Source organism: Dermabacter sp. (assembly GCF_032550575.1).
Taxonomy (GTDB): Bacteria; Actinomycetota; Actinomycetes; order Actinomycetales; family Dermabacteraceae; genus Dermabacter; species Dermabacter hominis.
Window position 1 is genome coordinate 382,365 of the sequence record NZ_JAWFZC010000001.1, and the last position, 11,964, is coordinate 394,328.

Annotated in this window: 13 protein-coding genes, 1 tRNA gene and 1 pseudogene; 4 read left to right on the forward strand and 11 right to left on the reverse strand. The window is 64.3% G+C overall.

What is annotated here, in order from left to right; genetic code table 11:
• Positions 1 to 135: 135 nt before the first annotated feature.
• The 4 genes and pseudogenes from erm to E6X30_RS01745 form a co-directional block, all read left to right on the forward strand.
• Positions 136 to 954: a 23S ribosomal RNA methyltransferase Erm gene (erm, locus tag E6X30_RS01735; protein WP_316335609.1), complete on the forward strand. Its 819-nt coding sequence runs from the start codon at positions 136 to 138 to the stop codon at positions 952 to 954.
• Positions 951 to 1,388 (forward strand): helix-turn-helix transcriptional regulator, encoded by a 438-nt coding sequence (locus E6X30_RS10325; protein WP_061942726.1) that lies wholly within the window; start codon positions 951 to 953, stop codon positions 1,386 to 1,388. The genes erm and E6X30_RS10325 overlap by 4 nt, the downstream gene beginning before the upstream one ends.
• Before the next feature lie 62 nt (positions 1,389 to 1,450).
• Positions 1,451 to 1,858, forward strand: a complete 408-nt coding sequence (locus E6X30_RS01740; protein ID WP_210386729.1) for an AraC family transcriptional regulator — start codon at positions 1,451 to 1,453, stop codon at positions 1,856 to 1,858.
• Positions 1,859 to 2,351: 493 nt separating this feature from the next.
• Positions 2,352 to 3,380, forward strand: a pseudogene (locus E6X30_RS01745) (recombinase family protein); the annotation flags it as partial.
• A 544-nt stretch (positions 3,381 to 3,924) separates the two neighbouring features.
• On the opposite strand, the gene E6X30_RS01750 reads toward E6X30_RS01745, so the two are convergent.
• The 11 genes from E6X30_RS01750 to rplU all read right to left on the reverse strand — a co-directional run bounded on the left by E6X30_RS01750 (position 3,925) and on the right by rplU (position 11,780).
• Positions 3,925 to 4,000 (reverse strand) — tRNA-Ala (locus tag E6X30_RS01750).
• Between the two features lie 47 nt (positions 4,001 to 4,047).
• A complete protein-coding gene (locus tag E6X30_RS01755; protein ID WP_316335610.1) occupies positions 4,048 to 4,689 on the reverse strand; it encodes a histidine phosphatase family protein in 642 nt (213 codons plus the stop codon).
• Positions 4,689 to 5,078: a ribosome silencing factor gene (rsfS, locus tag E6X30_RS01760; RefSeq protein ID WP_061211780.1), complete on the reverse strand. Its 390-nt coding sequence runs from the start codon at positions 5,076 to 5,078 to the stop codon at positions 4,689 to 4,691. Before rsfS ends, E6X30_RS01755 begins: the two co-directional genes overlap by 1 nt.
• Entirely contained in the window at positions 5,075 to 6,103 is a 1,029-nt protein-coding gene (locus E6X30_RS01765) for a hypothetical protein (protein ID WP_316335611.1), read from the reverse strand. Before E6X30_RS01765 ends, rsfS begins: the two co-directional genes overlap by 4 nt.
• A complete protein-coding gene (nadD, locus tag E6X30_RS01770; protein ID WP_316335612.1) occupies positions 6,090 to 6,698 on the reverse strand; it encodes a nicotinate-nucleotide adenylyltransferase in 609 nt (202 codons plus the stop codon). Before nadD ends, E6X30_RS01765 begins: the two co-directional genes overlap by 14 nt.
• A 10-nt stretch (positions 6,699 to 6,708) precedes the next feature.
• Positions 6,709 to 6,918 (reverse strand): hypothetical protein, encoded by a 210-nt coding sequence (locus E6X30_RS01775; RefSeq protein ID WP_034373435.1) that lies wholly within the window; start codon positions 6,916 to 6,918, stop codon positions 6,709 to 6,711.
• Between the two features lie 88 nt (positions 6,919 to 7,006).
• Positions 7,007 to 8,287: a glutamate-5-semialdehyde dehydrogenase gene (locus E6X30_RS01780; RefSeq protein WP_316335613.1), complete on the reverse strand. Its 1,281-nt coding sequence runs from the start codon at positions 8,285 to 8,287 to the stop codon at positions 7,007 to 7,009.
• Between the two features lie 37 nt (positions 8,288 to 8,324).
• Positions 8,325 to 9,497: a glutamate 5-kinase gene (proB, locus tag E6X30_RS01785; protein WP_316335614.1), complete on the reverse strand. Its 1,173-nt coding sequence runs from the start codon at positions 9,495 to 9,497 to the stop codon at positions 8,325 to 8,327.
• Positions 9,497 to 11,035 carry a GTPase ObgE gene (gene obgE, locus E6X30_RS01790; RefSeq protein WP_316335615.1) on the reverse strand — a complete coding sequence of 513 codons (1,539 nt, stop codon included), beginning with the start codon at positions 11,033 to 11,035 and terminating at the stop codon, positions 9,497 to 9,499. Before obgE ends, proB begins: the two co-directional genes overlap by 1 nt.
• A 148-nt stretch (positions 11,036 to 11,183) precedes the next feature.
• Positions 11,184 to 11,438 (reverse strand): 50S ribosomal protein L27, encoded by a 255-nt coding sequence (rpmA, locus tag E6X30_RS01795; protein ID WP_034373440.1) that lies wholly within the window; start codon positions 11,436 to 11,438, stop codon positions 11,184 to 11,186.
• A 33-nt stretch (positions 11,439 to 11,471) separates the two neighbouring features.
• Positions 11,472 to 11,780, reverse strand: a complete 309-nt coding sequence (rplU, locus tag E6X30_RS01800; protein ID WP_016664727.1) for a 50S ribosomal protein L21 — start codon at positions 11,778 to 11,780, stop codon at positions 11,472 to 11,474.
• Positions 11,781 to 11,964 lie beyond the last annotated feature (184 nt).

Below are 11,964 nucleotides of genomic sequence, written 5' to 3' on the forward strand. Positions count from 1 at the left end.
GCACTGCTTCGCTGCGTCTGCGCAGCCGCTAACGGCGGCGAGCACACTCCCACGCGTTGTTGCTCCCGCCCCCGGTGATCACGGCCGGGCGGCTCTTTCAGCGTGCCCGGCTCCGCAACAACCACGGAGCAAACAGTGCCTACCTATCGAGGTGGCCGTCATGAGCACGGCCAGAACTTCCTGACTGACCCATCCACCATTGCCACGATCACCCGGCTCGTGGCTGCCACCGAGGGGCCGATCATCGAGATCGGCTCCGGTGACGGAGCACTCACCACCCCGCTAGCCCGGCTTGGGCGACCGGTGACCGCCGTCGAGATCGACACCAGGCTCGCCCGACGCTTGACCCAACGACTCCCACCGCACGTGGAGGTTGTCGCCGACGACTTCCTGACCTACCGGCTTCCCACGTCTGCGCATGTGCTCGTCGGCAACCTGCCGTTTCACCAGACCACGGCCATACTGCGCCGCATCCTGCACGCACCCGCATGGACCGATGCAATCGTGCTCGTGCAATGGGAAGTCGCGCGGCGCAGAGCAGGAGTTGGCGGTGCCACGATGATGACGGCGCAATGGGCGCCTTGGTTCGAGTTCACGCTGCACAGTCGTGTTCCCGCTCGCGCGTTCACCCCACGTCCGGGCGTCGACGGCGGAATCCTCACCCTTCACCGCCGCGAACACCCGCTGGTGCCCCCGGCACGGCGGCGCCAGTTCCACGCCTTGGTCCACCGCGTCTACACCGGTCCCGGCCGGGGGCTCGCCCAGATCCTCGCGCGCACCACCGCACTCGGCTCACCACAGGCGGCACAGGCATGGTTGAGGGGCCACGGTATGACCGCTGCCGGACTGCCGAAGGACCTGCCCGTCGAGGCATGGGTGCACTTGTTCAAGACCACGGGCTCCTCGCCACCGTCCCGCCGCACGCAGTCGTCCTCAGGAAGGCGGCGGCGATGAGCATCGACCCCTCGTGGCGAGTCTGCCCTGACGAGACCACCCCCAGCCATGCGTGCCCGACCGAGACAGCCGCACACCATGCAGCACGGCTCCTCGCTCAAGACCCCGGACGGGATTGGCGACTTCGTGACCTTGCCGACCTCGTGCACCTGTCCACGTCACAACTGGGCAGGGCCTTCAGCCAAAGCTTCGGGATGCCGCCCATCCAGTACCTGGCTCACGTTCGAGCCCACAGACTGGCCGAGCTCCTGGTCGAAACCGACCTTCCGATCGGTGTCGCCATGACACGGGTCGGGTGGCGCAGCCGCGGCCACGCCGCACGACAGTTCACCGCCATCATCGGGGTCAGTCCATCCGCGTACCGACTCACCGCGACCCAACGAGCAAGCCTGAAATGCCCGTGCTGTGGACAGCGAAGCGAGCTGCCCCGATGACGGCCACAGAGCGCTCTGGCCTCGGCCCTGCCAGGACAGAGATCCGTTACACGGTCATTCGGATGCGGGCCGATCTCGCTCACCGGTGGACCTTGGCCGAACTCGCACAGGATGCACACCTGTCGCGGTCACGGCTCGGGGGCCTGTTCGTGGAGCAGTTCGGCGTCCCGCCGATCATGCTGCTGGCTCGGTTGCGGGTCCGGGAGATGGCACGGCTGTTGCGGGAGTCGGATATGACGGTCGATCAGATCGGGGTCCGGGTGGGGTGGAGGAATCGAGGCCATGCGGCGGAGCAGTTCGCCAAGACCATGGGCGTCACCCCAACCGCGTATCGGACCGAATACCGGCAGCAGACCCGACAGACAGCAGACGACCTGACCGGTTGCTTGTGGTGCGGACAACCCCTTCCCGCCACCGACGATGACCGGAAAACGCGCAGATCAGACGGTGATCCGCTCATCCATGGCTGAACTGCTGGACTCCCGCCACTGTCGCGCGGTAGTAGTCGTGGAAGTCACCGCCACGATGCTCGATCTGGGGCGCGGTGCGCACCTGGCTGGTGAGCCTCCATTGGGCTCAACTGTTACGCGAGGCGCCGTGGCGCGGCTCGGATTATGCGTCATCGGGTGGGGTTGGACGGCTGGGGAAATTTTCCCCCGCCGTGAACCACCCCACCCGGCACCGCCCTGCCCGGCTCAAGTGGAAGCGACGGTGCCGGACATTTTCCGGAACCGTCAGCACCCCGACCGTCCCCGTGGGTACTGGGGTGGGGTGTCCACCTGTGGGGCATGAGGTATGCACGCACCACACCCACCGGGCGCCGATTGATCGCCGAACCCGTGCCCCGGGGCGAGCCGGACATGGACCGGATGGTCGCGCTGGTGCTGCACCTGGCCGATTGTCTCCACGCCCAGACCCCGCAGCCCGAACCCGATGCAAGCTCGACAACGAGAGAAGATGCCCATGACCACCCCCGACACACAGGCACCAACGATCACGGGTGAGGGGCGGGTGACGGCGGTGACCTACCAGCGGGTCTCCACCAAGGAACAAGCCACCGCCGGCGGCCGAGACGAGGGATTTTCCATCCCGGCCCAGCGGGAGGCGAACCGCCGCAAAGCCGATGCCCTCGGTGCCGACGTTGTTGCCGAGTTCGTCGACGCCGGGGAATCCGCCCGGTCGGCGAAGCGACCCGAACTGCAACGGATGTTGGACTACATCGCGACCCATCAGGTCACGTATTGCATCGTGCACAAGGTCGACCGGCTGGCCCGGAACCGGCTCGATGACGTCGACATCCACCGCCACCTCATCGACGCCGGCGTCCAGTTGGTCTCCGCCACGGAGAACATCGATGACACCCCGTCTGGGATGCTGCTGCACGGCATCATGTCCTCGATTGCGGAGTTCTACTCCCGCAACCTCGCCGCCGAAGTCACCAAAGGCATGACCCAGAAAGTCGCCAACGGCGGCACTCCAAGCAGGGCACCGATCGGCTATCGCAACATCCGGTGCAAGGATGAGCAGGGCCGGGAGTACCGCACCGTCGAGATCGACCCCGACCGAGCACCCCTCATCCGCTGGGTCTTCGACACCTACGCCAAAGGCGAGCACACCGTCCCCGACTTGCTCGCCGAAGCCACCACCCGCGGATTGACCACCGTCGCGACGCCGAAGCGGTCATCGGGGCCCGTGGGGCGGTCCACGTTCTTCAAACTCTTGCGCAACCCGTACTACATCGGGCAGGTCCGCTACCAAGGCGCCCTCCATCCCGGCGCCCACGAACCCATCGTCGATGCAGAGACGTGGCAGCAGGTCCAGACCCTCCTGGATACCCGTGCCACCGCTGGGGAACGCCGCCGCAAACACGACCACTACCTCAAAGGCACCCTGTACTGCGGCACCTGCATGTCGCGGTTGCAGCTCGACTACGCGCGCAACAAACAAGGCATCCGCTACGCCTACTACATCTGCACCGGTCGAGCCACCAAACGCACGGCGTGTACGCGGAAGGCCGTGCCCGTCGGCGTCGCCGAGCAACTCGTCACTGACTGCTACCAACAGATCGCAATCACGGAGCAGACGTACCAGCAACTCGCGCAGCGAGTCGAGGCGGCCTTCGATGAGCGTCTGGCTGAGCGGTCGCAGGCCATCGACGACCTCACCACCACCAAGAGGCGGCTCGAAGCCGAAGCGGACAAGCTCCTCGAAGCCCACTTCGCCGACGCCATCGACCTCGACACCCTGAAACGCCACCAAGACCGCATCCGGGTTGCCCTGAACGACGTCACCCGGCGGCTGGAAGCGGAACGGCGTGATCACGAAGGCCCCCGGAAGCACCTCGCCACCGCACTGCGCCTGCTGGCTGACTGCGGCCACATGTACGCACTCACCGATAACCACGGCAAACGACTCGCCAACCAAGCCTTCTACCACCGCATCGAGATCACCGAAGACGAAAAAGCGGCGATCCAGCTCAACGAGCCGTTCGCCGCCCTCGCACCCAACGATGTCAGGTGTTCTAGTACGTCTGATCTGGTGGAGCTAACGGGATTCGAACCCGTGACCTTCTGCATGCCATGCAGACGCGCTACCAACTGCGCCATAGCCCCAAATTTTTTTTGGGCGTCGCCGTAGCGACTCCAGCAATATTACACGCTCATTGGGCGGCGGCGAAATCCGGCGGGAGGTTCAGTGATGTGAGCCTCACCCACCCAGCGCCCTCGCGCGCTCGCCTGACTTCCACGACAGCGCGGTGACAGTTGCCCATACCCGCAAGGCCATAAAAATCGCCTAGACCCGCGCCAATCATCGCGGACAGACCAAGGGAAATCGCGGCGCCGTGCGCGACAACGACGACGGTGCCGGCCTCGTGACGATCACTGAACTCGCGACAGGCTGCATCGAACCGACGCGCGACATCCGCCCTGTGCTCGACTCGAGCCTTCTCGAGCCCGCTCGAGACACCGGCGCGCCACAGCGCAAACTCGAGAGGCCACCCCTTTTCGATCTCCTCGCGGGTCAGCCCCTCCCAGTCGCCAAAACCGCGTTCGCGCAGGCGAGCGTCGGATGAAACCTCTAACCCGTGAGGCGCCGCGATTGCCTCCGCCGTCGCCATCGCACGCCCGAGCGGTGAGGAGTACATGGCCGCTATGCTCTTGTCACCCGCAAGAGACTCCCCCACCGCACGCGCTTGAGCGAGGCCCGCCTCGTTGAGGGGAATATCGGAAGAGCCTTGAATGCGGCCGGCATAGTTGTAATCAGTTTGCCCGTGACGCACGAGGATGAGGTGAGAAGCCATTACTTCTCCTGCGCCTCCGCATCGGGACCGAGATCAAGATCCAAGTCGATCGCCGGGGCATCGCGCCACAGACGTTCAAGGGCGTAAAACGCGCGGTCCTCCGCGTGCTGGACGTGCACGACGATGTCGGTGAAGTCGAGGAGGATCCAGCGAGCATCCTTCTCGCCTTCGCGCCGCTTCGGCTTGTAGCCCGCTTTGAACATTTCCTCTTCCACGCCATTGACGATCGCGTTCACCTGGCGTTCCGAGTCACCTGAGCACACGACGAACACGTCGGTGATGACGAGCTGCTCAGACACGTCGAGCGCGATCACGTTGCCCGCGAGCTTGTCGGCCGCGGCCTGCCCGGCGATGCGGGCCATGTCAATGGATTCCTGGGTTGCGGTCACGAAGCGAGTCCTCCGGAAAGGTCATAGGGAACGGTCTCGGGAATGGGGGCGATCGCTTTCGCGATGCCGGGGCCAATCACGCCTGTCACGAGAAGCACAACGAGGGTAATCGCGATCGCTGCGACGAGCAACCACGTGATCCACATGCCGATTCCGCCGGAGGTGCGACTCGGCTTGTCGAGCACCGTCCCGTCGAAGCGGGCCGCGGGCTTGGGCTCAGGTGCCTGATCGGCGGGGAGGTCACCAACCTCGAGCCACTCGGAGGCGTCGGAGAGCGGTGTCCCGTCGCTCGTCTCGTATACGGGGGCGGGTTCAGTTTCAGGATCGGCAGGCTTGGGTGCGAGTGCCTCGGAAGCGCTCGGCACCGACGCTTCGGGATCGGCGGGTACGGAGGTCCAGGCCGACGCCTGCCGAGCTTCGGCTGGTTCTTGCTCGGTGGGTTCGAGGGCCGGTTCTGCGGGTGCGGTCTCGGCGCTTTCGGCCCCGTCGATGGCGTCGCTCGTGGCGGGATTGTCGGCGCCCTCGGCGCTGCCGATCTCTTCAGGATCGAGAATCGCGGTCGCGTACGCGTCAGTCGCGGGTTCGTCAGGGGTTACGGCTTCTCGGCCGAAGCGGGCGCCGGGCCATGAACCCTTCTTCGCGCCGACGCTAGCCGCGGGAAGATCGTCACTCAGGGGGCCCGGGGTAGCTACCGAAACCTCCTGAGGCGCGGTCTGTTCTGCAGCCTTGCCGTCTTCGGTCTCCACGGCCGCGACTGGCTCGGAGGGTACGTGCGCTTCAGCCTTGGCCTCAACCGCGGGCTCCACGGGGACGTCCGCGCGGCGCTTTGCGCGCTTGCCGGTGTAGTGCTTCAGCTCGGGAAGCTGATCGTCTGCGAGCGGAGGGATCACCGCCGTGCGGCGCGCATAAAGCGTGAGATCGCCCGTCACGCCGCGAGTTGCCGACGTGTTGTTCTCGTCTCCGCTCACTGCACGAGCGCGGCGCCCGTGCCGACGACCGGAAAGCTGCGTCTCAGTTCCCGTCATGCTCACTTCCTAGATAGAGCTTGTATTTGTTGATGTATTGCACGACGCCGTCGGGGACGAGGTACCACACCGGTACCCCCCGCTTGACGCGTGTGCGGCAGTCAGTTGACGAAATCGCCATCGCGGGAACCTCGATGAGAGTCACCCCGCTTGGCGGGAGGCCATCGGTGTTGATGTCGTGGCCGGGGCGCGTGACCCCCACGAAGTGCGCGAGGTCAAAAATCTCGCTGTAATCCTTCCACGTGAGGATATTCGTGAGGGCGTCCGCTCCCGTAATGAAGAACAGGTCATCGTGTGGCACTTGCGCGCGAAGGTCACGAAGCGTATCGATCGTGTAGGTCTGCCCCGGTCGATCGATATCGACGCGCGAAACCGTAAAGCGCGGGTTCGCAGCCGTTGCCACGACCGTCATGAGGTAACGGTGTTCGGGGTCGGAAATCTCCTTATCCGACTTCTGCCACGGGCGCCCAGTGGGGACGAAGATCACCTGGTCAAGACCGAAAACCGACTGGACTTCGCTCGCGGCAACGAGGTGGCCGTGATGGATCGGATCAAAAGTCCCACCCATCACGCCAATCCGGCGCTTTGCGCTCATGCGGAAGGTCTCAGCGGGAGGTGCCGCGGCGGTGCTCGCGCTCAACCTCGGCGACAGTCTTCGCGCTCGAGGACGGTTCCTGGTGGAGACCGCTGAAGAGCGACGTGATCACGAGCAAAAGCATGAGGATCACAAACGCCGCGACGCCGAACACGGCGGGGTGCGGCCCGTGAGAGTGTGCGGCGGCCTCTTCGGCGAGGATCAGAAAATCAGCGTGCATGCCAGACCTTTCGCAATCGTTCATCCCATCGAGGGGCTATGCCATTGTTCCACACATTGCCCCGCGCGCGAGGGTTACGCCGCGAAGCTCACCCCCTCACGTGGCCTTCGCCTCGCACAATCCACGTGGTACTCGTGAGCTCACGCACGGCCATGGGCCCGCGCGCGTGCAACTTTTGCGTGGAGATTCCGATCTCCGCGCCGAAACCAAATTCGCCCCCGTCGCTAAAGCGCGTCGAAGCATTGACCATGATGACAGCGGAGTCGAGTCCCGCGATGAAAGCCCGTTCGCTCTCAATCGAGGCAGTGAGGATTGATTCGGTATGCCCGCTCGTGTGAAGACGGATGTGCTCCACCGCTTCGTGCACATCGGCAACGACCTTGATAGCGAGGTCCAGCGAAAGATACTCGGTGAAGAAATCCTCCTCTCGAGCTTCCACGACGCGTGCGGGCCCGCCGTGGAGCATCGCATAGGAGCGAGCATCCGCGTGCAGCACCACGTTTTTCGGGGCGAGTGCCTCGGCTAGACGCGGAAGGAAATCCTGGGCGATGCGTTCGTGGACGAGGAGGTTTTCGAGCGCATTGCACACCCCCACGCGCTGAGTTTTCGCATTGACCACGATGTCGATCGCGCGGTCCAGATCCGCGCTTTCATCGACAAAAATGTGCGTGTTTCCCGTTCCGGTCTCGATCGTCGGCACAAGGCTCTGCTCGACAACGCGGGAGATGAGGCCCGCCCCGCCGCGAGGAATGAGGACATCGACGAGACCTCGAGCTCGCATGAGGGCACTGGCGCCCTCACGCCCGAGGTCATCGAGGGAGGCCACGAGTTCCGCGGGAAATCCCTCGTTCGTGAGCGCGGTCCTGATCGACTCCACAAGGGCGCGATTAGTGGACGATGCGGCGCTTCCTCCCCGAAGGATGACGGCATTGCCCGACTTGAGTGCGAGGGCTGCCGCGTCAACGGTGACGTTGGGCCTGGCCTCATAGATCATGCCGATCACCCCGAGCGGGACCCGGACTTCGGTGAGCGAAAGCCCGTTCTCGAGCACCCCGCCACGCACAACCTCGCCGACCGGATCGGCAAGGGCGGTGGTCGCGCGCACCTGGGCGGCAATCGCCTGCACGCGAGACGGGTTCAACGCGAGGCGATCTCTCAAGCCCGGATCGATTCCGCTCTCATCCGCACGGGCCAGATCCTCAGCATTCGCCTCGAGGATTCGCGCGCAATCCGCGTCAAGCTTCGCGGCGATCGCACGCAGAAGGGAATCCTTTCGCGCGCGATTCTCGCGTGCAATCGTGCGTTGGGCGCGCTTGGCGCGCGCAGCAATGTCGTGAACCCTCTCGGTCACCGTGGACTGCTCATTCATGAGCACCACTTATAGCGCATTTCTCCCACCAAAGCGTCTATTTCAGCAGCACGAGATCGTCCCTGTGCACAACCGTGTGCACCCCGATCTCGCTTTCGCGCGCGGCAATCTCTTCCGATGTGAGCCCCATGATGCGCGAGATAGCGTCGGAAGAAAAATACGTGAGCCCGCGTGCCCGTACCCGCCCCGAGCTGTCAGCGATGTCCACGGGAGATCCGGCCGCGAACGTGCCCTCTACGCGCGTGATTCCCACGGGAAGAAGCGAACGCCTCTGCTCGACAACCGCGTGTACCGCGCCCTCGTCGAGCACCAGGGTGCCCTCCCCGCGGCTCGCGTACATGAGCCACATGAGTCGAGACCGCCGGCGACCCGTGGTGCGCGCCGGAAAGAACGTGCCGAAATCTTCGCCTGAGAGAACGGCATCGAATCTCGCGGGAAGTGTGAGAACGCACGCGGTTCCCGTAATGGTGGCGTCATGCGCGGCGGAAAGCTTCGTCACCATCCCACCGGTTCCGACGGTCGACCCGCGTGAGCCGATTTCGACCCCTTCGAGTTTCGCCGCATCTTTCACACAGGCGATCCTCTCGGCCTCGGGTTCCTTAGGCGGGCGTGTGAAAAGGCCATCGACATCGGTGAGAAGAACGAGGAGGTCGGCTCCCGTCACTTGCGCGACGAGGCTCGCGAGGCGGTCGTTGTCGCCGAAGTGGATCTCGCGAGTGGCGACCGTGTCGTTCTCATTGACGATGGGGACCGCCCCTGCGGCGAGCAGTGCGTTGAGCGATGCCCGCACGTTCCTATATTTCTCGGGGTGAACCATGTCGTCCTCGGTGAGCAACACCTGCCCCACGAGCACGTTGCTCATGCCGAAGGCCTGCGACCATTCACGAATGAGCATGCCTTGCCCGACCGAAGCGAGCGCCTGGCTATCGGTGATCGACTCGGGTCGCGCGTTAAACCCCATCGGGCGAAGCGCCGCAGCGATGGCACCCGAGCTGACGATAACGACCTCGCGCCCCTCGTGAACGAGGCGCGACACGCTCGAGGCGAGTGCCCAAATCGCGTTGCGGTTGAGGTCACCGTTTGGAAGCGTGAGCGAACTCGAACCGATTTTCACCACGATGCGCTGTGCGCGCGTGAGAGAGGCTCGCGTATCGAGTCGTGCGGGGTCGTGAACACCGTGCCCGATACGTACCTTGTCGATTCGCGTCATCAGTCGTCTTTCGAAGGATCGGACCAGTGCCCTGCTTGACGTTCCGCCTCCATTGCACTGATTCGGTCCATGCGTTCCTTCACACGCACGCGGCGCACCTCGCGCTTTTCCTGACGCGTCGGGCGGGTGCGCTCCTCAAGCCGCATGTCCGTACCGCGCTGACCGAGGAACTCCGCACCTGTGACCATGGTCGGCTCCCAATCAAACACAACCGCGTCGTCTCTTGGGCCGATCACGACCGTGTCTCCGGCTTTCGCGCCCTTCTTGAAGAGTTCGTCCTCGATACCGAGGCGGTTGAGACGGTCCGCGAGGTACCCCACAGCCTCGTCATTTGCGAAAGCCGTCTGGCGCACCCATCGCTCGGGCTTGTCACCGCGGATGCGGTACACGCGCTGCCCCTCGAACTCCTCCGGGGTGATCGTAAACCCGCCCGAATCCTGGTCCTCGGGGGTGATCGCGATCGTGGGGCGCTCGTCGCGCTCGGGGTCCGGGTTCTCGAGGCGCTGGCGCTCCACGAGGGCTCCGAGGGTCAGCGCAAGCTCGCGAAGGCCCGCGCGGGTCAAGGCGGACACTTCGAGAACGGGAACACCGCGCTCCTTGAGCTCTTCGCGCACCATATCGGCCATGTCTGAGCCGTCTGGCATATCAACTTTGTTGAGCACGATGACCGTCGGTCGCTCCATGAGGGGCGGGAGGCCAAGTCGACTCGACTCAGAATCGAGCCGTTCAGCGTACGTACGCAGCTCATTTTCGATGAGCTCGAGATCGTGGACCGGGTTGCGCTCCGCTTCCATCGTCGCAGCGTCGAGCACGTGGACGATCACGTGACAGCGCTCGATATGCCGAAGGAAGTCGAGGCCGAGCCCCTTGCCTTCGGACGCGCCGGGGATGAGCCCGGGAACGTCAGCCATCGTGAAGCGGAATTGCTCTTGCTCAACCACCCCGAGATTCGGGGTGAGAGTGGTGAACGGGTAATCCGCAATCTTCGGACGCGCCGCACTCATCGCGGCGATGAGCGAACTCTTACCCGCGCTCGGGAAGCCCACGAGGGCGACGTCGGCGATGGACTTCATCTCGAGAACGAGGGAGCGTTCCTCGCCTGGTTCGCCTAGGAGAGCGAAACCCGGCGCTTTGCGCTTCGAACTCGCGAGGGCGGCGTTTCCGAGGCCACCCTTACCGCCACGCGCAGCAACGAACCGCGTGCCTTCACCGACGAGGTCCGCGAGGAAGTTTCCTTCCTTGTCGCGCACGACGGTACCTTCGGGGACCTGGAGCACGAGATCCGCGCCTTTCGTCCCCTCGCGAAAGTCTCCCTTCCCAAATCCGCCCGACTCCGCGCGACGGTGAGGGAGGTGGTGAAAGTCCATGAGCGTCGTGACATTGCGCGAGACCTCGAGGATGACGTTACCGCCGTCTCCCCCGTTGGCGCCGTCGGGCCCCGCGAGAGGCTTGAACTTTTCACGCTTGATCGAGGCGCAGCCATTTCCACCATCACCGCCGGTGATGTGGAGAACAGCGCGGTCAATGAAGGTTGCCATGGTGGCCTTTCGACGCGAGCGGATGCGCGAAGAGCGCTCTTGGCACCAGCCTAAGCTGATCCGCTCTAGAGTGCAGGGAGGTTAAACGTGAGGCGGGGAAGGGCCCCGCTGGGCACTTCCCCGCCTCACCTGTGAAAGTGGGCCAGCCTCAGGCCGAGGCCACCACGTTCACCACGTTACGGTCGCGCTTACGCGCGAACTCGACGACGCCCTCGGTGAGAGCGAAAAGCGTGTCGTCGCCGCCACGGCCAACGCCCTGGCCCGGGTGGAAGCGGGTGCCGCGCTGACGAACGATGATCTCGCCCGCGCCAACTTCCTGGCCCGCGAAGCGCTTCACGCCGAGGCGCTGAGCGTTCGAGTCGCGGCCGTTCTTCGAGGAGCTAACGCCCTTCTTTGATGCCATGAGTCAGTACCTTCTCTCGATATTTGAGATCGCTCAGGCGATCTTCGTGACCTTGAGCCGAGTCAGTTCCTGACGGTGGCCCTGGCGCTTCGTGTAGCCGGTCTTGTTCTTAAACTTGAGGATGCGAACCTTGGAACCGCGGAAGTCTTCGATCTTCTCAGCGGTCACGGTGACCTTCTCGAGGTCTTCCTTCGCGGAGGTCACCTTGTCACCGTCAACCAGGAGGACGGGAGCGAACTCTACGGTGTCGCCCGCCTCGCCGGCCACGCGGTTGATCACGATGGTGTCACCAACCGACACCTTCTCCTGACGACCGCCTGCGCGGACGATTGCGTACACCACGTCACTGCTCTTTTCTCGTTGCTGACAATTATGCTGGGTGTTTCCCCTCAAACCGCGCGGGCCACCGGTCGGGGCTTCACGGTCACTACCGAAAGCGCGACCGCGAGAACCGCTGCGGGAAGGAAAAGTCTACGGCACGAAATGCACCGACGTATAGCTTACGAAATGCATTCCTCAGAATCAA